At 72.2% G+C, this 22,825-nt stretch carries 13 protein-coding genes; 3 read left to right on the top strand and 10 right to left on the bottom strand.

What is annotated here, in order from left to right; genetic code table 11:
• Positions 1-41 precede the first annotated feature (41 nt).
• Both AB0F89_RS00595 and AB0F89_RS00600 read left to right on the top strand, forming a co-directional pair.
• Positions 42-428 carry a globin gene (locus AB0F89_RS00595; protein WP_367131468.1) on the top strand — a complete coding sequence of 129 codons (387 nt, stop codon included), beginning with the start codon at positions 42-44 and terminating at the stop codon, positions 426-428.
• Between the two features lie 57 nt (positions 429-485).
• Positions 486-2,081, top strand: a complete 1,596-nt coding sequence (locus AB0F89_RS00600) for a glycoside hydrolase family 13 protein (RefSeq protein WP_367131470.1) — start codon at positions 486-488, stop codon at positions 2,079-2,081.
• Positions 2,082-2,188: 107 nt separating this feature from the next.
• Here the strand turns inward: AB0F89_RS00600 and AB0F89_RS00605 are convergent, their stop codons facing one another.
• From AB0F89_RS00605 to AB0F89_RS00625, 5 genes are all read right to left on the bottom strand, one after another.
• Positions 2,189-5,191 carry a BTAD domain-containing putative transcriptional regulator gene (locus AB0F89_RS00605; RefSeq protein WP_367131472.1) on the bottom strand — a complete coding sequence of 1,001 codons (3,003 nt, stop codon included), beginning with the start codon at positions 5,189-5,191 and terminating at the stop codon, positions 2,189-2,191.
• 64 nt (positions 5,192-5,255) lie between these two features.
• A complete protein-coding gene (locus AB0F89_RS00610) occupies positions 5,256-5,882 on the bottom strand; it encodes a hypothetical protein (RefSeq protein ID WP_367138628.1) in 627 nt (208 codons plus the stop codon).
• Complete coding sequence (locus AB0F89_RS00615; protein ID WP_367131474.1) at positions 5,875-6,306, bottom strand: acyl-CoA thioesterase; 432 nt, start codon at positions 6,304-6,306, stop codon at positions 5,875-5,877. Before AB0F89_RS00615 ends, AB0F89_RS00610 begins: the two co-directional genes overlap by 8 nt.
• A 79-nt stretch (positions 6,307-6,385) precedes the next feature.
• Positions 6,386-7,375: a LacI family DNA-binding transcriptional regulator gene (locus AB0F89_RS00620; RefSeq protein WP_367131475.1), complete on the bottom strand. Its 990-nt coding sequence runs from the start codon at positions 7,373-7,375 to the stop codon at positions 6,386-6,388.
• Between the two features lie 11 nt (positions 7,376-7,386).
• On the bottom strand, positions 7,387-8,937 hold the full coding sequence (locus tag AB0F89_RS00625; protein WP_367131477.1) for a glycoside hydrolase family 13 protein: 1,551 nt from the start codon (positions 8,935-8,937) through the stop codon (positions 7,387-7,389).
• Between the two features lie 172 nt (positions 8,938-9,109).
• On the opposite strand from AB0F89_RS00625, the gene AB0F89_RS00630 reads away from it, so the two are divergent.
• Entirely contained in the window at positions 9,110-10,717 is a 1,608-nt protein-coding gene (locus tag AB0F89_RS00630; protein WP_367131479.1) for a carbohydrate-binding module family 20 domain-containing protein, read from the top strand.
• 82 nt (positions 10,718-10,799) lie between these two features.
• Here AB0F89_RS00630 and AB0F89_RS00635 read toward each other — a convergent pair whose 3' ends face one another.
• The 5 genes from AB0F89_RS00635 to AB0F89_RS00655 form a co-directional block, all read right to left on the bottom strand.
• Positions 10,800-11,588: a hypothetical protein gene (locus AB0F89_RS00635; RefSeq protein WP_367131481.1), complete on the bottom strand. Its 789-nt coding sequence runs from the start codon at positions 11,586-11,588 to the stop codon at positions 10,800-10,802.
• A gap of 111 nt (positions 11,589-11,699) precedes the next feature.
• Complete coding sequence (locus AB0F89_RS00640; protein ID WP_367131483.1) at positions 11,700-16,676, bottom strand: NAD-glutamate dehydrogenase; 4,977 nt, start codon at positions 16,674-16,676, stop codon at positions 11,700-11,702.
• A 195-nt stretch (positions 16,677-16,871) separates the two neighbouring features.
• A complete protein-coding gene (locus tag AB0F89_RS00645) occupies positions 16,872-20,270 on the bottom strand; it encodes a hypothetical protein (protein ID WP_367131485.1) in 3,399 nt (1,132 codons plus the stop codon).
• A 54-nt stretch (positions 20,271-20,324) separates the two neighbouring features.
• Positions 20,325-22,001, bottom strand: coding sequence for an energy-dependent translational throttle protein EttA (ettA, locus tag AB0F89_RS00650; RefSeq protein ID WP_367131487.1), 1,677 nt, complete (start codon positions 21,999-22,001; stop codon positions 20,325-20,327).
• Positions 22,002-22,322: 321 nt separating this feature from the next.
• Positions 22,323-22,814, bottom strand: a complete 492-nt coding sequence (locus tag AB0F89_RS00655; protein ID WP_367131489.1) for a single-stranded DNA-binding protein — start codon at positions 22,812-22,814, stop codon at positions 22,323-22,325.
• Positions 22,815-22,825 lie beyond the last annotated feature (11 nt).

A 22,825-nucleotide genomic window follows, 5' to 3' on the forward strand; every position in this document is an offset into this window, starting at 1 on the left:
CGGTGTGGGCTGCCCGCCGGTGGCTGAGGCAGGATGGAGGGGTGACGACTCCGGCCGACAACTTCTACGAGGCAGTGGGCGGGTACGAGACGTTCCACAAGATCGTCGCGCGCTTCTACGAGGAAGTGGCCGCCGATCCGGTCCTGCGCCCGATGTACCCGGAGGAAGACCTCGGTCCCGCCGAGGAGCGGTTCCGGCTCTTCCTCATGCAGTACTGGGGCGGCCCGCACACGTACTCGGACCAACGCGGTCACCCGCGGTTGCGGATGCGCCACGCCCCGTTCGTGATCGGCCCCGCCGAGCGGGACGCCTGGCTGCGCTGCGCGAAGGCCGGCGTCGACTCGGTGGAGCTGTCCCCCGAGCACCGCAAGCAGCTCTGGGCGTACCTGGAGATGGCCGCCAACAGCATGATGAACGCTTGGGTGTGATTCTTGATCACCCGAACGAGATCGTGGTGTCGGTCGCGAATGGCAGGATGACTCCTCGTGCGACGATCCTCCGATCCACAACCAGAGATCGCCGACGACTCCGCCTGGTGGCGTGACGCCGTCTTCTACCAGGTCTACGTCCGATCCTTCGCCGACGCGAACGGTGACGGCGTGGGCGACCTCGACGGTATCCGCTCCCGGCTCGGCTACCTCGAACTGCTCGGCGTGGACGCCCTCTGGCTCACACCGTTCTTCACCTCGCCCATGGCCGACCACGGCTACGACGTGGCCGATCCCCGCGACGTCGACCCGCTGTTCGGCGACCTGGCCGCGTTCGACCGGCTGGTCGCCGAGGCGCACGCGCACAACCTCCGGGTCACCATCGACCTGGTGCCCAACCACACCAGCGACCGGCACGCCTGGTTCCAGGCCGCGCTGCGGGCCGGACCGGGCTCGGTCGAGCGGGACCGGTACGTGTTCCGCGACGGTGGCGGGTTCGACGGCTCCGTGCCGCCGAACAACTGGGCCAGCCAGTTCGGCGGGTCGGCGTGGACGCGGGTGCCGGACGGGCAGTGGTACCTGCACCTGTTCGCGCCCGAGCAACCCGACCTGAACTGGCACAATTCGGAGGTCGCCGCCGACCTGGTCCGCACGCTGCGGTTCTGGCTGGACCGCGGGGTCGACGGGTTCCGCATCGACGTGGCGCACGGCATGGCCAAACCGCACGGGCTGCCGAACATGGACCCGCGGGCCCAGCTGGGCGCGGGCGTCATGCACGACAACGCGCTGGACCCCCGGTTCGACGACGACGGCGTGCACGAGGTGCACCGGATGATCCGCAAGGTCGTCGACGAGTACCCGGGCCGGATGGCCGTCGGCGAGATCTGGGTCAAGGACGACGAGCGGTTCGCCCGCTACCTGCGGCCCGACGAGCTGCACCTCGGGTTCAACTTCCGGCTGGTCGAGGCGCCGTTCGACGCGGACGGCGTGCGGGCGGCCATCGAGCACTCGCTGGGCGCGGTGCGCGGGCTGGACGCGCCGCCGACCTGGACGCTGTCCAACCACGACGTGACGCGGCACGTGACCCGGTACGGCGGCGGCGAGCTGGGCTCGCGGCGGGCGCGGGCCATGACGCTGGTGGAGCTGGCGCTGCCCGGCGTGGTCTACCTGTACAACGGCGAGGAGCTGGGCCTGCCGGACGTGGAGCTGCCGGAGTGGGCGCTCCAGGACCCGATCTGGCTGCGGTCCGGGCACACCGACCGCGGTCGGGACGGCTGCCGCGTGCCGCTGCCGTGGGAGGGCGACACGCCGCCGTTCGGGTTCTCGCAGGCAGTGACCACCTGGCTGCCGCAGCCGAACGAGTGGGCCGGGCTGACCGCCGAGTCGCAGCTGGAAGACCCCGAGTCGATGCTGTCGTTCTACCGGCAGGCGCTGGAGCTGCGGAAGTCGAACGGCGCGTTCAACGGCGACGAGCTGGAGTGGTACGGCGCGCCGCCCGGGTGCTTCGCGTTCCGGCGCAAGGGCGGCGGGCTGATCTGCGCGCTCAACACCTCCGGCGGCCCCGTGCCGCTGCCGCCCGGCGAGGTGCTGCTGTCCAGCGGACCGATGGACGGCAACCAGCTGCCGCCGGACACCGCCGTCTGGCTGGTCTGACCGCGGTGGGGAGGTGCGGACCCCTCGACCGCACCTCCGACCACCGCGTCGCGGCATCCTCGGGCAGAGGGCTCAAAGAAAGCTGAAACCGCAGGTGGACGGCCCGCTCAGGCGATGGCGTGCGACGCGCCGGGCGCCGGGCGGGTCGGCTCGCCCGCCTCGCGGCAGCCGTGCGCGCGGAAGATCGCTTCGGCTTCCCGGCGGGCCGCCCCGGCGGCGTCCGGGTCGTCCAGGGCGGTGAGGGCGGCGGCCAGGTCGCGCAGCGTCCGCGCCCGCCACACCGGCAGCGACAGCGCCTGCCACCAGTGCAGCGCGCGGTCCAGGTAGCGGCGGGCCACCTCGGGGCGCGGGGCGGCCAGCTCCAGTTCGCCGAGGGTGCGCAGGACCAGCGCCTGGCCGAAGCCGTCCTGCATCTCGTTGCAGGTGGCCAGGCACTCCAGCAGGTCGCTGCGCACGGCGTCACCGCGGCCCTGGCGGACGCGGACCTTGGCCAGCGCCTGGGTGGCGTAGGCCGACATCAGCCGGTCACCGAGGGGGCGCAGCACCTCGACGGCGCGGGCGGCGTGCTCGGCGGCCTCGTCCCAGCGCTCGGCGGCCCGGTGCACGAGGCTCACCGAGCGCAGCGCGATCGCCTCGCCGCGCCGGTCGCCGGCGGCCCGGTAGGCGCGCACGGTCCGCTCGCACGCCTCCAGCGCCGCGGCCAGGTGGCCCTGCTCGGTCAGCACGCGGCCCAGGCCGTGCGACGCCCGCGCGACCAGGTGGTCCTCGCCCAGGTCGCGCAGCACCGGCAGGGCCAGGTCGAGCAGGTCGCGCGCCTCGGCCAGCTCGCCGCGCTCCCGCCGGACGGTGCTCAGCGCCAGGCGGGTCGCGGCCTCGCCCCTCGGGTCGTGGCTCTGGCGGTAGGCGTCGAGCGCCTGCTCGTAGTACGCGGTGGCCTCCTCGAAGCGGTCCTGCTCGTAGCGCAGCCAGCCCAGGCCGGACAGCAGGTGCGCCTCACCGGCCCGGTCGTCGGCCCGGCGGGCCGCCGCGAGGGCCGCCGAGTGGGTGCGCCACCACTGGTTGAACAGGTTGCGGACGGAGAACCGGGAGGAGCACAGGGCGGCGGCCAGCCCGGTCGCGACGTCGGTCAGGTCGAGTTCGCTGATCCGCTCCACGACGTCGACCAGCGTCGCCTGCTCGGCGTCGAACCACGCCTCGGGGTCGGCCGCGATCTCGGCCGCCGCGTCCGGGTCGACGTGGTCCGGCGCGGGGTGGTGCGGCGCCGGGTGGTTCAGCGCGGTGTGCGGCATGTGGCTGTCGGCCAGGTGGATCAGGTCGAGCCAGACCCGGGCGGCACGGGCGCAGGCGGCCCTGACGGCGGCCCCCGGCTCCTCGGCCTCGCCTCGTTCGCGGGCGAACGCCCTGGTCAGGTCGTGCATCTCGTAGCGCAGGGCGGTGGTCGAGGCGGAGGTGGTCAGCAGGCGTGAGTCGACCAGGCGCTCCAGGGCTTCCTCGGCGTCGTGCGGGTCGCAGTCGAGCAGGGGCGCGACCAGCCAGCCGCTGAACGTGGCGACGCCCAGCAGGGCGAGCCGGCGCAACGCCGTCCGCTCCCGCTCGGCCAGGCCGTCGTAGCTCAGCGCCAGGCTGCCGCGCACCTCAAGGTCACCGAGGGTCAGCTCCTGGAGCACGCGGCGCTGCACGCCCAGGCGCTCGGCCAGGCGGGTCAGCCGCCACTGCGGCCGGGCGGCCAGCCGGGCGCCCGCGATGCGCAGCGCGAGGGGTAACCGGCCGCAGAGGCGGACGATGTCCTCGGCGGCGCCCGGTTCGGCCGCCACCCGGCCGTCGCCGACCACCCGGTCGAGCAGTTCCAGGGCCTCGGCGGCGCGCATGACCCCCAGCTCCAGGTGGGACGCGCCGCTCAGCGCGCTCGGCCGCTCGCGGCTGGTGACGAGCACGGCGCAGGTCGCGCCGCCGGGCAGCAGCGGGCGGATGCGGCGCTCGTCGCGGGCGTCGTCCAGGACGATCAGCACCCGGCGGTCGGCCAGCAGGGTGCGGTAGAGGCGGGCCCGCTCCTCCAGGTCGACGGGGATCGCGTCGTCCGGCGCGCCGAGGGCGCGCAGGAAGCCCGCCAGGACCTCGGCCGGGTCGGCGGGGCGGGACTGGACACCGCGGAGGTTGGCGTGGAGCTGGCCGTCGGGGAAGTGCTCGCGGACCGCGTGGGCCACGTGCGCGGCGAGCGTCGACTTGCCCGCGCCGGGCGGGCCGGAGATCGCGCAGACGCGCGTCGCGCCGGTGGCGGTGGTCAACCGGGCGGTGAGGCGGTCGTGCTCGGCGGTCCGGCCGGTGAAGTCGGCGATGTCGTGCGGGAGCTGGCTCGGGGTGGGCGCGGGCGGCGCGGGCGCCGGGGCCGCTTCGCCGCGCAGGACGCGTTCGTGCGTGGCCCGCAGGCCGGGGCCCGGTTCCACGCCCAGCTCGTCCAGCAGGACGCGCCTGCCCCGCCGGTAGCAGGCCAGCGCCTCGGCTTGGCGGCCCGCCTGGTTCAGGGCGAGCATGAGCTGGCTGCGCAGCCGTTCCCGGAGGGGGTTCGCGGCCACGGCCGCGGTCAGGTCGGGCACCAGGGCCTCACCCCGGTTCAGGGCCAGGTCGGTGTCGAAGCGGTCCTCCAGAGCGCCCGAGCGCAGCTCTTCGAGGCGGGACCGCTCGCCTTCGGCCCACGCGCCCAAGGCGCCGCCCAACGGCGTGCCGCGCCACTGGGCCAGGGCGGCGGCGAAGCGCGCCGCGGCGGCTTCCAGGTCGCCCTCGGCCAGGGCTCGGCGGCCCTCGGACAGCTCGGCGGTGAAGACGTGCAGGTCGACCTGGTGGGGTTCGGCGGCCAGCAGGTAACCGCCGCCGGAGCGGACCAGCACGTCGCCCAGCGCGCGGCGCAGCGTCGAGACGTAGGTGTGCAGGGCCGACCGGGAGCCCGCGGGCGGGTCCTCGCCCCACAGCGCGTCGATCAACCGCGGCACGGGCACGACGCGACCGGCCTCGACGGCCAGCACCGCCAGCAACGTCCTCGGCTTCGGCCCGCCGACCTCGACCGCACTCCCGTCCACCCGGGCCCGCACCGGCCCCAGCACCCTGAACTCCATCGCCGGCCCCCTGTCCCAGGGTAGCCGGCCGGACCGACGGCCAACCGCCGTCGACGGCGCCCGGTCAGACCAGCAGCGGCAGCATCGAGTGCCGGCGGCGGACCACGGCGCCGAACCGGGCGTCGATGCGCAGCCACGAGTCCGTCGCGGTGATGCGGACGTCGTCACCGCCCAGGAAACCCATGCCGGACAACGCGAACAGGCACCGCATCGGCACCTTCACGTCCAGCCCGGAACCGCTGACCGTGATCACGGTCTGGTCCAGCAGCGACGCGGGCGGCGTGCCGCGCGGGCCCGCGTTCTCCCGCGCCACCTCCACGCCCTTCTCGGCCAGCTCGGACACGACGTCGCCGGGCAACCGGTCCACCGGCAGCCAGCCGGACGACGGCGGCAGCGCCGAGCGCCACATCATGTCCCGCGCCGGACCGGGGTCGACGGTCTCGCTGCGCACCACGGCCAGGCCGGTGAGCAGGTCGGCGCCGGACACGGTCACGTCCTCCGGCGTGACGCGGCCGGCGACGGTGCGGGTGGCCAGGGTGTCGAACGGGGTCGCCACCCACGCGTCCAGCAGGTCGCTCGACGGGCGGTTGCGCAACCGCACGACCGCTTGGGCGTCCAAGCGGACGGCGCGCGCGACGAACGCGCCGAGGTCGTCCCGCTCGGCGGGGTCGGCCAGGACCAGCTCAGGCACCATTACCTCCGGCACGCCAGCCCGCGAGAAAGTCGCGCTCGGCTTCGAGGAGGCGGCGCGGGCGGCCCGCCTCCAGGTTGTAGGGCACCACCAGGGTTTCCGCCTTCGTGACGACCGCGCTGTCCTCCTGGCGCGCGCCGCGGACCGTGTAGTCGAGCGTGAACGACGCCGACTTCAGCTCCCGCACCGAGAGCTCCACCCTGATCTCGTCACCGGTGAACACCAGCGGCGCGAGGTAGTCCACCGACAGCCGGGCCACGACCATGCCCTGCGACATCTCCGGCACGCCGTGCCTGGCCGCTTCGGTGAACAGCAGGTCGATGCGCGCCTCTTCCAGCAACGTCACCGTGTTGGCGTGGTTGACGTGGCCGAACGCGTCCATGTCCGACCAGCGCGGGCGCACACCCGTGACGAACACACCCAACTTGAACGCGCCTCCCGGTGTCGTTGCGTGGAACCCGACCTTATCCACGTGCTACCACCAGGTTAGAGGCGGTGGTCCCTCAGCGGCGCGCGCCCGTCGAGCCGCGCACCACCAGTTCCGGCTGGAAGACGAACTCGGCGTGCGGGGCCGGGGTCCCGCCGATCTCCTCCAGCAGGGCGTGGACGGCGGCCTGGCCCATCGCCTCGACCGGTTGGCGGATGGTGGTCAGCGGCGGGTCGGCGAAGACGATCAGCGGCGAGTCGTCGAAGCCGACGACCGAGACGTCCCGCGGCACGGTCAGCCCCCGGTGGCGGGCGGCCCGGATCGCGCCGAACGCCATCAGGTCGCTGCCGCAGACGATGGCCGTGCAGCCGCGGTCGAGCAGGGTGTTGGCGGCGGCTTGGCCGCCCTCGACCGTGAAGAGGGAGTGTTCCACCAAGTGGGAAGCCTCGGGGCGGACGAGGGTGAAGCCCTCCACCATCCGCAGCGCGGGCACGAACCTCGGCGGCCCGACGGCCATGCCGATCTTCTCGTGGCCGAGTTCCACCAGGTGGGAGACCGCCAGCCGGACCGCCGCGCGGTTGTCGACCGAGACGAACGGCGCGGAGACCTGGTCGGTGTAGCCGTTGACCATGACGAACGGGACGCCCCGGCCGGCCAGCTTGACGTAGCGGTCCTTGTCGGCCGTGGTGTCGGCGTGCAGGCCGGAGACGAAGACGATGCCGGTGACGCCCCGGTCCACCAGCATCTCGGTCAGCTGGTCCTCGGTCGAACCGCCCGGTGTCTGGGTGCAGAGCACCGGCGTGTAGCCGTCCCTGGTGAGCACCTGCTCGATGACCTGCGCGAACGCCGGGAAGATCGGGTTGTTCAACTCCGGGGTGATCAGGCCGATCAACCCGGCGCTGCGCTGTCTGAGCCTGGGCGGGCGCTCGTAGCCGAGCACGTCCATCGCGGCGACGACGGCCTGGCGGGTCGCGGACGAGACGCCCGGCTTGCCGTTGACCACTCGGCTGACCGTCGCCTCGCTCACGCCTGCCTGGGTCGCGATGTCACTGAGCCGCGCTGTCACACCGGGTGACTCTACGGGCGGGAGAGCCACACGGTCGTGTCCGGCGGCACCAGGACGTCCGCGTCCTCGGTCGCGAAACCACCCGAGGCGAGCACCACCCGGCCGGCCGACGGCACGCGTGCCACGTCCGGTCCGAAGTTGACCACGCAGGTGAACGCGCCGCGGCGGAACGAGAGGACGTCGCGCGGCGCGTCCAGCCACTCGACGTCGGCGCCGGCGCCGAGGTCCGGGTGCTCGCGACGGGTGCGGAGGGCGTTGCGGTACAGCTCCAGGACGGAGTTCGGGTCGCCCTGCTGGGCCTCGACGCTGAGGGCGCCCCAGGTCGCCGGCTGGGGCAGCCAGGAGCCGCCGTCGCCGAAGCCGAAGGAGGGGCCGGTCGCGGTCCACGGGATGGGCACGCGGCAGCCGTCACGGCCCCGGTCGGTGCGGCCCGACCGCTCCCAGACGGGGTCCTGCAGCACGTCCTCGGGCAGGTCCAGGACTTCCGGCAGGCCCAGTTCCTCGCCCTGGTAGACGTACGCGCTGCCCGGCAGGGCGAGCATCAGCAGGGCGGCGGCGCGGGCCCTGGCCACGCTGCCGTAGCGGGTGACGTGCCGCTGCACGTCGTGGTTGGAGAGCACCCAGGTCGTCGGCGCGGACACCGGCGCCATGGCGGCCAGCGAGTCGTCGATGACCTGCTTGACCTCGGCGGCGTCCCAGGCGGCGGTCAGGTAGTGGAAGTTGAACGCCTGGTGCAGCTCGTCGGCGCGCAGGTAGCGCGCGGTGCGCTCGGGGCTCGGGGTCCACGCCTCGGCGACGCCGATCCGGTTGCCGGGGTAGGAGTCGAGCACCTTGCGCCAGTCGCGGTAGATCTCGTGGACGCCGTCCTGGTCGAAGAACGGCAGGGCCTCGGTGCCCAGCAGCTTGAGGTGGTTCGGCGTGCCGACGTCGGGCAGGCCGTCGGCCTTGACCATGCCGTGCGCGACGTCGATGCGGAAGCCGTCCACGCCGAGGTCGAGCCAGAACCGGAGCACGTCCAGGAACTCGTCGCGGACCTCCGGTTGGTCCCAGTTCAGGTCGGGCTGCTCCGGCGCGAACAGGTGCAGGTACCACTGGCCGTCGGCGGTCCTGGTCCAGGCCGGGCCGCCGAAGACGGACTCCCAGTCGTTCGGCGGCTGGTCGCCGCGGCCGTCGCGGAAGTGGTAGCGGGCGCGTTCCGGCGAACCCGGAGCGGACCCGAGCGCCTGCCGGAACCACTCGTGCCGGTCGCTGGTGTGGTTGGGGACCAGGTCGACGATCACCCGGAGGCCGAGGGCGTGCGCGTCGGCCACCAGCCCCTTCGCGTCGTCGTTGTCGCCGAACAGCGGGTCGACGGTGCGGTAGTCGGCGACGTCGTAGCCGCCGTCGGCCATCGGGGACCGGTAGAACGGCGTGATCCACACCGCGTCGACACCGAGGTCCGCCAGGTGGGGCAGCCGGGAGCGGATGCCGGGCAGGTCACCGACGCCGTCGCCGTCCGAGTCGGCGAAGCTGCGCACGTAGACCTGGTAGATGACGGCCTCGCGCCACCAGTCCTGCGTCATGGGGTGTCCTTCCGGATCGGTTCCGCCGGAGGGCAATGAAATACTTTGCAAGTGTTTTCAGCAAGTCCGGCAGCTGGTATGACCTAGAGCACATCCCTGCCACCTAGGAGACAACGTGGTTTCCGCTAGTCGACGCGCTCTGGGCGCGATAGCCATCCTCCTGTTCAGCCTTTTGGCGGTTCCGCAAAGTTTTGCAACGCCGCCGTCCGCGAAGGACGTCACCGCGACCCTGTTCCAGTGGCCGTTCGCGCGGGTCGCCACCGAGTGCGCCAACGTCCTCGGCCCGAAGGGGTACGGGTTCGTCGAGGTCTCCCCCGCCACCGAGCACATCCAGGGGTCCCAGTGGTGGACCTCCTACCAGCCCGTCAGCTACCGCATCGCCGGCCGCCTCGGCGACGAGGCCGCGTTCCGGAACATGGTCAACACCTGCCACGCGGCGGGCGTGAAGGTCATCGCGGACGCGGTGATCAACCACATGAGCGCCGGGTCGGGGGTGGGCACCGGCGGTTCGTCGTACTCGAAGTACAACTACCCCGGCATCTACAGCGACCCGGACTTCCACTCGTGCCGGTCGCACATCAGCGACTACCGCAACCGCGACAACGTGCAGAACTGCGAGCTGGTCGGGCTGTCGGACCTGAACACCGGCAGCGACTACGTGCGCGGCCGGATCGCGACCTACCTCAACCACCTGATCTCGCTGGGCGTGGACGGGTTCCGGGTCGACGCGGCCAAGCACATGGCGGCGGCCGACCTCTCCGCGATCAAGTCCCGGCTCAGCAACCCGAACGTGTACTGGGTGCACGAGGTGATCTACGGGGCCGGCGAGGCCGTGCAGCCCGGCGAGTACACCGGGTCGGGTGACGTCGACGAGTTCCGGTACGCGTACGACGTCAAGCGGATCTTCAACAACGAGAACCTGGCGTACCTGCGCACGTTCGGCCAGTCGTGGGGCTACCTGCCGAGCGGCCAGGCGCGGGCGTTCGTGGACAACTGGGACACCGAGCGCAACGGGTCGACGCTGACCTACCGCGACGGGTCGACCTACACGCTGGCGAACGTGTTCATGCTGGCGTGGCCCTACGGCTCACCGAACGTGTACTCGGGTTACGAGTTCTCCAACCACGACGCGGGTCCGCCGTCCGGGTCGGAGTGCTACACGTCCGGGTGGAAGTGCCAGCACCGGTGGACGCAGATCGCGTCGATGGTCGGGTTCCGCAACGCGGTCTCCGGGACGTCGGTCGGCAACTGGTGGGACAACGGCGGCGACGCCATCGCGTTCGGCCGGGGCGCCAAGGGGTTCGTGGCGATCAACCGGGAGTCGTCCTCGCTGACGCGGACGTTCCAGACCTCGCTGCCCGCCGGGTCGTACTGCGACGTGCAGAGGGACGGGTGCGTGGCGCACACCGTGGGGTCGAACGGCCAGTTCACCGCGACGCTGGGCGCGGGCGAGGCGCTGGCGCTGCACGTCGGCGCGACCGGCGGCGGCAACCAGCCGGTCGGGTCGGCGTCGTTCTCGGTGAACGCGACGACGTCGTCGGGGCAGAACGTCTTCGTGGTCGGCGACCACCCGTCGCTGGGCTCGTGGAACCCGGCCCAGGCGGTGGCCCTGTCGTCGGCCTCCTACCCGCTGTGGAAGGGCTCGGTGTCGCTGCCCTCGGGGACGTCGTTCCAGTACAAGTACATCCGGAAGGAGTCGAACGGGTCGGTGACGTGGGAGAGCGGCGCGAACCGCTCGGCGACGGCGCCCGCGGCGCTGTCGGACACCTGGCGCAACTGAGCCGCGGCTGATCCGCGGCGGCGCCCCCGGGCCCGCCGCGGATCAGCCCCCGCCCTCGATCCGGGCGACCGCGTTCGACCGCTCAGGCCAGGCAGGTGCGCGGCAGGAACGCCCAGCGGACGCCTCCCGCGAGCGCCTGCCCGTGCCACTTCGCCATCGCCCACCCGCGGTCCTTCGTGACGTAGCGGACGTCGACCTGCGCGCCGGCGGGCACGGTGCCGAGCGGGTGGACCGGGAGGGCGGGGCCGGAGCCGTAGGCCGCCGCCGCGCCGATGTTGCCGTAAGCGGGGCACGGCGCGGTCGCGGTGGTCACCTTGAGCCCGCCACCCTTGTTCTCGCTCCACACGCCGTACGGGCTGCACAGCGGGTCGACCGCGTTGGCCGTGCAGAACACCTGCTCGCTGTGCCACCACCGCAGGACGTCGATGCTGCCGTCGCCGTTGCTGGACCCCTGCACCGTGGGGCCGTTCGCGCACCTCGTGGAGAAGAAGCCGTCGCGCTCGATGGCGAACTTGTGCGTGCCGTAGGCGTAGGCGCAGCCGTCGAAGCTCCCGCCCGCGAAACCCCACGGCCAGCGGCTGATCTCGGGGTTGCCCGCCGACGAGTCGCCGGTGTCGCGGATGTCCATGTGGTCGAAGGAGCCCTTGACCACGCCGTCGGCGAACCGGAAGTCGCGGGCGAACAGGTAGCCGACCATCGGCCCGTTCGCCTTGTAGCTCAGCAGCACCCAGCCCGGCCCGTACCCGACGCCCAGCGCGCCGTCCTCGGCCGCCGTCTGCACCCGGTTCACGCCGATGCTCCACGCGCCCGCCGGGTGCGGCAGGAACAGCACCGCCACGACCGCCAACGCCAACGCCGCCACACGCCTCATGCCGTCTGACGGTAGAGGTTCACCACCGAACGCGCCTAGCAGTTGCTTTCCCACCTACGGCTTCCCGCTGCCGGTGGGGCGCCCCGGGGAGTTCCGGGACGCCCCACGTCGTCAGCGGATCAGGCTGCGCACCTGGCGGGCCGCCACCGAGAGGGTCGCCAGGTCCAGCTTGCTGACCCGGTTGATCTCGGCCAGCGCGGCGCGGGCGCGGCTCAGGCGGGAGGAGTTGGCCTGCTCCCACGCGGCGATCTTCTCCTCCGGGCTCTCACCCGGGTCGGCCGACCGCAGCACGTCGACGGTGATCGACCGCAGCGACGAGTAGAAGTCGTCCCGCAGCGCCAACCGCGCCAGCGCGTGCCAGCGGTTCAGGCGCTCCAGGCCCGACACCGAGCTGAGCATCCGGTCCACGTCCAGGTGCTCGGACAGCGCGAAGTACAGCTCCGCCGTCTCCTCGTGCGTCCGCTCCTGCCCGGCCGCGCCCTCGCCCTCCTCGCGCTCGGCCAGCTCCGCCACCTCCGTGACGTCCAGCAGCCCGTAGGTGTAGAGCAGCGACGCGATCCGCCGCGCCAACCCCTCCGGCACGCCGTGCGCCACCAGGCGCTCGACGTGCTCGATCACGGACTCCTTCTCGCGGCCCTGGAGCAGGTCGATCGTGCGCGGCGCGAGGGCGCCGACCACCGGGGCGAACCGGCTGATGGTCGACCCGACCGCGAGCGGCTGCGGCCGGTTGGTCAGCAGCCACCGCGACGCGCGGTCCAGCAGGCGACGGGTCTCCAGCAGCATGTCGTCCTGCACGCCGGTCGGCACGACGTTGTCCAGCGCCCGGATCTCCCGCCACAGCGACGGCAGGTCGTAGATCGCGGTCACCACCGTGTACGCGCGCACCGCGTCCGTCGCCGACGCGCTGATCTCCTCCGCCAGCCGGAACGGGTACGACACGCCGCCGCCGTCCACGACCTCGTTGACCAGCACCGTCGTGATGATCTCGCGGGACAGCGGGTGGCTGCCGATCACGTCGGCGAACCGCTCCCGCAGCTCGCTCGGGAAGTACTCGGGCAGCCGGCGGGCCAGCACGTCGATCGTCGGCAGGTCGCTGGCCAGCACCTCCTCCTTCAGCGCGAGCTTCACGTGCGCCAGCAGCGTGGCCAGCTCCGGCGAGGTGAGGCCGTCGCCCGCCTTCTCCAGCGCCTTGAACTCCGCCGCGCTGGGCAGCGCTTCCAGGGCGCGGTCGAGCACACCGCGCTCCTCCAGGTCGGCGACCAGCCGCGAGTGCACCGACAGCATCGGCGCGGCGTGCGCCCGGGAGACGCCGAGGACGGCGTTCTGCGAGTAGTTGTCGGCCAGCACCAGCTCGCCGACCTCGTCGGTCATCTGGCCCAGCAGCTCGTTGCGCTGCTCCTGGTCCAGGTGGCCGTCGCGGACCAGCTCGTCCAGCAGGATCTTGATGTTGACCTCGTGGTCGGAGCAGTCCACGCCCGCCGAGTTGTCCAGCGCGTCGGTGTTGACCTTGCCGCCCTGCTCCTCGGGGCCGCCGACCCGGGCGAACTCGATCCGGCCGCGCTGGGTCAGCCCCAGGTTGCCGCCCTCGCCGACGACCTTGACCCGCAGGTCGGCGCCGTTGACCCGGATCGCGTCGTTGGCCTTGTCGCCGACCTCGGTGTGCGACTCGGCGGACGCCTTGACGTACGTGCCGATGCCGCCGTTCCACAGCAGGTCGACCGGCGCCAGCAGGATCGCCTTCATCAGCTCCGGCGGCGACAGCTTCACCACGCCCTCGGGCAGGCCGAGCGCCCGGCGGGCCTGCTCGCTGACCGGGATCGACTTCGCCGTGCGCGGCCACACGCCGCCGCCCTCGCTGATCAGCGAGCGGTCGTAGTCGTCCCACGACGACCGGGGCAGCTCGAACAGCCGCTTGCGCTCGGCGAACGTGGTCGAGGCGGTGGGGTCGGGGTCGATGAAGACGTGCCGGTGGTCGAACGCGGCCACCAGCCGGATGTGCTCGGACAGCAGCATGCCGTTGCCGAACACGTCACCGGACATGTCGCCGACGCCGACGACGGTGAACTCCTCGGACTGGGTGTTCACGCCCAGCTCGCGGAAGTGCCGCTTCACGCTCTCCCACGCGCCCTTGGCGGTGATGCCCATCGCCTTGTGGTCGTAGCCGACGGACCCGCCGGACGCGAACGCGTCACCCAGCCAGAAGCCGTAGGACTTCGACACCTCGTTGGCGATGTCGGAGAACGACGCCGTGCCCTTGTCCGCCGCCACCACCAGGTACGAGTCGTCGCCGTCGTGCCGCACGACCTGCGGCGCGGGCACGACCGCGCCCGAGTTCAGGTTGTCGGTCAGGTCCAGCAGGCCGGAGATGAACTGCCGGTAGCAGGCGATGCCCTCGGCCAGCAGCGCCTCGCGGTCCGCGCCGGGGTCGCCGGTCGGGGCGGGCGGGCGCTTGAGCACGAACCCGCCCTTCGCGCCGACCGGCACGATCACGGCGTTCTTCACCGCCTGCGCCTTCACCAGGCCCAGGATCTCGGTGCGGAAGTCCTCGCGCCGGTCGGACCAGCGCAGACCGCCGCGGGCCACCGGGCCGAACCGCAGGTGCACGCCCTCCAGCCGGGGCGAGTACACGAAGATCTCGAACCGCGGCCGGGGCTGCGGCAGGTCCGGGATCGCGCGCGGGTCCAGCTTGACCGCCAGGTACGGGCGCGGGTTGCCGTCGGCGTCGCGGACGAAGTAGTTCGTCCGCAGCGTGGCCTGCACCAGCGTTAGCAGGCTGCGCAGGATGCGGTCCGCGTCCAGGCTGGTGACGTCGTCGATCATCGCGGTGATCTCGTCGGCCAGCTGCTCGGTGCGGTCCGGCCGCTCCCCGTCGGACAGGGCCGGGTCGAACCGCGTCTCGAACAGCCGCACCAGGGCCGTGGCGACGTCGGTGTGCGCGAGGACGGCGTCCTCGATGTAGTCCTGGCTGTACGGGGTGCCCGCCTGCCGCAGGTACTTGGCGTAGGCGCGCATCATCGCCGCCTGCTGCCACGTGACGCCCGCCTTGAGCACGAGCGTGTTGAAGCCGTCCACCTCGGCCTCACCGCGCCACGCCGCCGCGAACGCGTCCTGGAAGCGGGTCCGCACCGACTCCAGGTCCTCGCCGGACAGCTTGTCCAGCGTCACCTGGTCGATGCGCAGGCCGAAGTCGTAGATCCAGCACTCCACGCCGTTGTCGAGCGACAGCTCGTAGGGGCGCTCGTCCACCACGACCACGCCCATGCGCTGGAGCATCGGCAGCACGTCGGACAGCGTCAACCGGGCGCCCACGAGGAACAGCTTGAACCGCCGCTCGCCCGGCTCGGCGTCGCGCGGCAGGTAGAACACCAGGTCCAGCTCGCCCCGGCGCAACGCCTCGATGCGCCGGAAGTCCGCCAGGCCCTCGGCCGCGGTGAAGTCCTCCTTGTACGCCTCGGGGAACGCCGCGGCGATCCGCTGACCCTGCTCGGACGACGACTCCGCGCCCAGGCCCGTGCCGTGGTCGTCCAGCACCGCCTCGACCATGCGGTCGTCCCACGAGCGCACCGCCGCGGCCAGCAGCTGCTGGATGTGGGCGGTGTCCGGCTCGGTCTGCCTGCTCGGCTCGGTGTGCACGGTGAAGTGCACGCGGGCCAGCGCGGACTCGCCGACGCGGGCGCTGTACTCCAGGTTCACACCGCCGAGCTGGCCGATCAGCACCTCCTGCATGGCCAGCCGCGACGTCGTCGTGTAGCGGTCGCGCGGCAGGTAGACCAGGCAGGAGTAGAAGCGGCCGTACGGGTCGCGGCGCAGGAACAACCGCAGCCGGCGGCGTTCGGCGAGCGCGATCACGCCCGTCACGGTCTGGTAGAGCGTGTCCGTGTCGACCGAGAACAGCTCGGTGCGCGGGTAGTTCTGGATCACCTCCAGCATCCGCTGACCCGAGTACGAGTGCAGCGGGAAGCCGGCGCGGTGGATGACGTCGCGGACCCGGCGCTCGATGGCCGGGATGTCCAGCACGTCCTCGTGCAGGGCCGTGGTGGAGAAGACGCCGAGGAACCGGTGCTCGCCGGTCACGTTGCCGTCGGCGTCGAAGGTCTTCACGCCGACGTAGTACGGGTAGACCGACCGGTGCACGCTGGACTGCGCGCTGGCCTGCGTCAGGACCAGCAGTTCGGGTGACAGTGCCTGCGCGCCCGCGTCCGGGCCCGCGGTCAGGCTGCGCGCCGCGAGGCTGTCCTGTCTCAGCACGCCCAGACCGCTCGCGAGGACCGCCCTGAGCGCGGGGGCGCCGTCGGTGGCCGGGTCGTCGTGCAGCAGCTCGTAGCGGCGGTAGCCGAGGAACGTGAAGTGGTCGTCGGCCAGCCAGCGCAGCAGGTTCGCGCCGTCCCGCACCTCGTGGTCGGGCAGCGGCGGCGGGGCGGACTCCAGCTGCACGGCCAGGTGCAGGGCCGTGCCCGTCATCTTCTCGGTGTCCTCGACGACCTCGCGGACGTCGTTGAGGACCGTGTGCAGCTTCGCCTCCAGCTCGCGCGCCCGGTCCGGGTCCGTGAGCAGGTCGACCTCGATGTACATCCACGACTCGGCCAGCGCGTCACCCGGCGGGTCGGCCGGGTCGGCGGTCGGCAGGACGTCCAGCAGAGCGCCCGTGACCAGGTCCCGGCGCACCACGACGATCGGGTGCACCACCCGCTGCACCTGCACGCCGCCGCGGGTCAGCTCGGAGGCCACCGAGTCGACCAGGTACGGCATGTCGTCGGTGACCACCTGCACCACCGTGGCCGGGCACGTCCAGCCGTCGTGGTCGCGGGTCGGGTTGAGGATCCGCACCACGGGACGGCCGGGGACCCGGGTCTCGGCGAGCTGGTAGTTCGAGCGCACCGCGCCCACCAGGTCCACCGGGTCGTCGTCGTTGACTTCCTCGGCGGGGACGTGGCGGTAGTACAGGCGGATCAGGTCGGCGAGCTCGGGGGCGTTGGCGGCGGCCCGTTCGATCAATTCGTCACGAGCCTGTTCGGGACTGGCCGGGCGGGCCGCGCCGGGTTCACGGGCGGCGTGCTCGGATCGGGACGGGACTCCAGTCGAGGTCATGTTCAGGCGACTCCACGCTATCCGGTACCTCTGTGTACCGGGTCCGCGCACCACTTAACCAGACGCGCCCGAACCCGTTCGCCGCAACCCTGGCACTGAATCGAACAACTTGCCGGAAGTCCGGAATTCGAGATGGCACGGGCTAATTTCCCGCTTTGTTACCGGCGGGAAACCTTATTAGAACCTCAAATCATTTCACGCCTCGGGAAGGGTCCAGGTGCCGAAGCGGCCCGGGGTCGGGTCGATGCGCTGGATCGGGGCGGTGGTCTCGTTGTCGGGCGTGGGCGGGTTCCCGAGGGGTGGGATGGGGACGGTGGCCTCGTCGGGGTCGACCCGGCCGGCGGCCTCGTCCTCGCGGCGGGCGTCCTCGTAGGCGACGAGGGCTTCGGCGAGCAGTTCGGCCAGGCTGAGGTCGCTCTTGTGGCGGCGTGAGGCGCGGGTGGCGCTGGGCGAGTCGGCGGGCGGGGGCGGTTCGACGACGAGGGCCGGGAGGTCGATCGTCTTGCCGCCGACGACGACAGCGGTGACGAAGGGCTCCTTCGCCTCACCGCCGGCATCCGCCTCTGTCGCCGGTGTAGGTGCTTGTGCTTGTGGGGGTGCCGGCGGCGGGGTGTCGTCGTGCTCCACATCCGCAGCGCTGAGGAAACCGCTCGGACTGAACTGCGACGAAACCGGCGGCACGGGCTCCGGCGCCAGTTCCGGCTCGGGCACAGGTTCCGGCTCGGGCTCCGCCTGCGCTTGATCGACCTGTGCTTGATCGACCTGCGCTTCCGGCTCGTCCTCGCCCTTCAGATCAACATCCGCGGTGGGGAAAACCGGCGGCGCCTGCACCTTCTCGGTCTTCTCGGCGTTCTCGGTGTTCTCCGGCACAGTCAGGGCCGCGAAGTCGGGCAGCGGCGGCAACGGGAAGTCGGGCGGTTCGGGCACCCGGGCGGTGGGGATGACGGGCCCCTTCACGAAGGCCGCACCGAGCCCGACCGGCGGCACGTCGTCACGCACGACGGGCTGGACCATCGTGGGCGAGTCGAACATGTCGACGGGCGGTGGAACCTCACTGCGCAACCGCGCCGGCGCTTCGACCCGCCACGACACCTGCTCAACGTCGGCGGGGGCATCCGACCGGCCTTCCGCCTGCGAATCCGGCTCGACTGCGACCTGCGGCTCGGGCTGCTCCACGGACCCCGACTCCTGCTCGACGACAACGGCCTGTTCATCAGCATCCGGAGCCCGCCGCCGCCCACCCGCACGCTGGGGGTCGAGCAACCCGGCGGCCTTCAGCGTGTCCAGAACACTGGAATCGCTTCCCTGCTCAACCGGCCGCTCATCCTCCTCCGCCGCCTCCCGAGCCGCCCGCCGCCGCCCACTGCGCACCGCACCGGCCGCAGCGATCAACCCGGCTGCGGGAACACTCCGCTCGCCACTTTCGTCAGCAGCGGCAGCCCCCTGCTCCTCCTGCGCCTCTTGGGACTGCTCGACAACACCAAACCCACCCCCACCAAGCCCCGCGCCGCCGAGAGGACGGCCACCAACTCCGGTAGCCCCCTCGACCACGTCGGCAGCCCCAGTGCCGACCTGCGGCACGCTGCCGGGCACGGAGGTGGGCACAGGCGCAGGCAACTCACCGCCGACGGATTGGGTGGTAGGCGCTGCGGACACCTGCTGCGGACTACCGGCAACAGCCCCCGCTCCCGGTGCCGCTCCCGGATTCTGCGGCGCCGGCAGCTCAGTGGATGCGGGCTCGGCAGCCGGAGGACCGGTGAGCACAGGACCAGCCGGCGCGGGGCCGGTGAGCACAGGATCGGTAAGCACAGGATCGGTAAGCACAGGATCGGTAAGCGCAGGACCGGCACCCGAGGGCTCGATCGGCGCAGGACCGGTGAGCGCAGGGCCGCTGGCCGGAAATCCCGTGACCGAAGGGCCGGTGGCCGGGGGCTCGACAGCCGAGGGCCCAGCGGGTGCGGGGCTGGCGGGTGCAGGGCTGGCGGGTGCAGGGCTGGCAGCCAAGGGGCCGGCGGTCGCGGGGTTGATCGCGGGCGGCTCGGTGGCGGGCGGCTCGGTGGCAAGCGGTGGGGTGGCCGCCGGTGGGGTGGCCGGTCGGATTGGCCTCGCCTGGCCGCTGCGGGCGTGTTCGGGGCGGCCCTGGGTTGGTTGAGGCGATTCCGGGGCTCGGCGGCGGCCGGTTGGTTCCGCAGTGGGTCCGGCAGTGGGTCCGGCAGTGGGTTCTGCGGTAGGTCCTGCGGTGGGCTCCGTGGTGGATTCCGGAGTGGGTCCTGTGGTGGATTTCGGGGTGGGCTCGGCGTCGCCGAAGGGTTGCACCAGGCGCCAGCGGTCGGCGGCGTGGGCCCTGGCGGCGGAGAGGCCGTCCACGGTCATGTCCTCGGCGGCGCGGCGGGAGCGCTTCACCCGGACGCCCTCGTTGCGGTGCATCTGGACCGGGCGCCACTGGCGCAGTTGCTGCTTGACCTCGGGCGCCAGGTCCGGGTCCGGGGTGGCGGGGGCCGCCTGGGCGGTGGCCGTGGTGCGGAGCAGGTGGGCCAGTTCGTCGTGCAGGCCGCCCGGCGGTTGGCGGTGGACGCCGGCGAACTCGGCGGCCAACCGGGCGCGCACGGCGTAGACCGCCCTGGCACGCCTGCGCTCGGCGGCGTGGGCGGAGCGGAGGTTGGACAGGGCCTCGGTCAGGTTGCCGGACACCTCGTGGACGTGGGCGAGGGCCAGCAGGCTCTCGGCGAGCAGGGTGTCCAACTGGTGGCGCTCGGCGCTGTCGGCGGCGTCGCGGAGCAGGTCGCGGGCCTGGTCGACCCGACCCGCGGGCAGGTGGACCCTGGTGGCCAGGACCAACCTGAGCCAGCCCGCGGTGGACGCGGACGGCGCGCGGACCGGGCGCTCCAGGAGGGGCGTCCCGGCCTCGGACGCCTCGCCCGGCTTGTTCAGGTCCATCAGGGCGCAGACCAGTTCGACCGTGAGCCTGCCGCGGACCTGGCCGTTGTCGGTCGCGGGCTCCTTGAGCCGGTCGAGCATCTCCAAGCCCTCGCGAGCGGCGGCGGTGGCTGCTCGGAGGTCGCCCCAGCGGCGGTGCTGACCCGCGGCGGCGGCGCGGAGCAGGCCGCGGTGCAGGAGGGTCGTGTCGTGGTCCAGCATCGGGTCGGCCTGGTAGAGGCCGTCCGCCTCGTCCAGCGCTTGCGCCAGCGCCGGCCCGCGGCCCACCGAGACCAGGCACTCGCCGGCCTGGACCAGCGCGGTCGCCCGCAGGCCCGGCGGGACGTCGTCCGCCTCCAGGACCGGGCGGACGGCGGCGAAGCCGGTCAGCGGCGCGCCGACCGACCTGGCGCTGTCGGCCAGCTCGACCCGCAGGCGCCAGGCCGTTTCCCGCTCGGACGCGGTCTCGGCCGCCCGAAGGGCGTCCAGTGCCCGGTCCGCGACCCGCACGCCCCGGCCCATCCGGTTGCTCGCGAAGACCACCAGGGCCTCCGCGCGCAACCGGTCGACCTCGTCACGGCGGGCGGAGGCGAGCGCGACGGCGCGCTCGCCCAGCACCAGAGCAAGCTCCGGTGCCCGCCAACGCAGCCGCCAGGCGGGCACGACCAGCGTGCTCACCTCGACGTCCGCCTGCGCTTCGCCCCTCGCCGCCACGATGTAGGTACCCGGCTCTCAGTCCCGTGTGAGCTTGCGGTAGGTGACGCGGTGCGGCCTGGCCGCCTCCGCGCCGAGGCGTTCGATCTTGTTCTTCTCGTACCCCTCGAAGTTGCCCTCGAACCAGTACCACTGCGACGGGTTCTCGTCCGTGCCCTCCCACGCCAGGATGTGCGTGGCGACGCGGTCGAGGAACCACCGGTCGTGCGAGATGACCACGGCGCAGCCGGGGAACTGCTCCAGCGCGTTCTCCAGCGAGCCCAGGGTCTCGACGTCCAGGTCGTTCGTCGGCTCGTCCAGCAGGATCAGGTTGCCACCCTGCTTGAGGGTCAGCGCCAGGTTGAGCCGGTTGCGCTCACCACCGGAGAGCACGCCCGCCGGCTTCTGCTGGTCCGGGCCCTTGAAGCCGAACGCGCTGACGTACGCCCGCGACGGCATCTCGACGTTGCCGACGTGGATGTAGTCCAGGCCGTCGGAGACGACCTCCCACACGTTCTTCTTCGGGTCGATGCCCGCGCGGTTCTGGTCGACGTAGGACAGCTTGACCGTCTCGCCGATGCGGACGACGCCCGCGTCCGGCTCCTCCAGCCCCACGATGGTCTTGAACAGCGTCGTCTTGCCGACGCCGTTCGGACCGATGACGCCGACGATGCCGTTGCGCGGCAGGCTGAACGACAGGCCGTCGATCAGCACCCGGTCGCCGAAGCCCTTCTTCAGCTTCTCGGCCTCGACCACGACGTTGCCCAGGCGCGGGCCCGGCGGGATCTGGATCTCCTCGAAGTCGAGCTTGCGGGTCTTCTCTGCCTCCGCGGCCATCTCCTCGTAGCGACCGAGGCGGGCCTTGGACTTGGCCTGCCGGGCCTTCGCGCCCGACCGGACCCAGTCCAGCTCGTCCTTGAGCCGCTTCTGCAGCTTCTGGTCCTTCTTGCCCTGGACCGCCAGCCGCTCGGCCTTCTTCTCCAGGTAGGTGGAGTAGTTGCCCTCGTACGGGTGGGCCCGGCCGCGGTCCAGCTCCAGGATCCACTCGGCGAGGTTGTCCAGGAAGTACCGGTCGTGGGTGACGGCCAGGACGGCGCCCGCGTACTGCGCCAGGTGCTGCTCCAGCCACAGCACGCTCTCCGCGTCCAGGTGGTTGGTGGGCTCGTCGAGCAGCAGCAGGTCCGGCTTGCTCAGCAGCAGCTTGCACAGGGCGACCCGGCGGCGCTCGCCACCGGACAGCGTCTTGACGTCGGCGTCGGGCGGCGGGCAGCGGAGGGCGTCCATCGCCTGCTCCAGCTGGGAGTCGAGGTCCCACGCGTTCGCGTGGTCCAACTCCTCCTGGAGCTGGCCCATCTCCTCCATCAGCTCGTCGGAGTAGTCGACGGCCATCTTCTCGGCGATCTCGTTGAAGCGGTCGAGCTTCACCTTGATCTCGCCGAGCCCTTCCTGGACGTTGCCCAGGACGGTCTTCTCCTCGTTCAGCGGCGGTTCCTGCTGGAGGATGCCCACCGTGTAGCCGGGCGAGAGGAACGCCTCGCCGTTGCCCGGTGTGTCCAGGCCGGCCATGATCTTCAGCACGCTCGACTTGCCGGCGCCGTTCGGACCGACAACGCCGATCTTCGCACCGGGGAGGAACATGATGGTGACGTCATCCAGGATGACTTTGTCCCCGTGCGCCTTGCGCACCTTCTTCATGGTGTAGACGTACTCGGCCATGCCCGCGATCGTAGAGCGGTGCCGATCGGGCCCGAACCTCGGACGCCGGCAACGGACCCGGGCACAACGCAGAGTTAACGCGAACGTGGGTCACCCACACTCGTAACACGGCCGTCGACCACGTCTGGCGCGACCCTGCGACCAGCGACTCCGACCGAATGCGCGAACTCGGTGCGCTGTCAACCCCCGATGCCTGCGTGCGGGACCCGGCCCTGGCGCCGACCCGACGACCTCCCCCCTCCGACGACTCGCAACGGCGACGACTGCCCGCGCATTCTCCGCCCCGATCGCGCCGGCGGAAGCCCCTGTGACCCGTTTTGCTCAGAACGGCACTTCGGTCACCTCCTTCGGGCGCTCCGGTTCCACCGTGAGGACCAGCGGCAACTCGTCCGGCTTGCGGGGCGCCGCGATCTCCGGCGCGGCGCGGGCCTCGACCGCGTCCGGGGTGAGCCTGGTCCGCACCGGCGCGGCCGTGCACATCGCCAGGTTCGGCCCGATCGCGGTGGCCTCGACCTCGATCAACGGGCGGGCGCCGCCCTCGAACTCCACGTCCTTGACCGTCAACCGGCCGGTGACCACCACCGGGTCGCCCTTGCTCAACGACGCCAGCGCGTTGTCCGCGAGCATCCGCCAGCACGAGACCGACAGGAACATCCGCGCGCCGTCCTCCCAGGTGCGCTGCTCCGGTTCCCACACCCGCTCCGCGGTGAACAGCCGGAACTTCGCCCGGCTGAACCCGGTGCCGACCGTGCTGTGCACCACCCTGCTGGCGACGTTCCCGCAGATGGTGATCCGGCACTCGTTGTACGCCACGTCCGCCTCCT

Origin of the sequence: Saccharothrix sp. HUAS TT1 (genome assembly GCF_040744945.1) — a bacterium.
Taxonomy (GTDB): Bacteria; Actinomycetota; Actinomycetes; order Mycobacteriales; family Pseudonocardiaceae; genus Actinosynnema.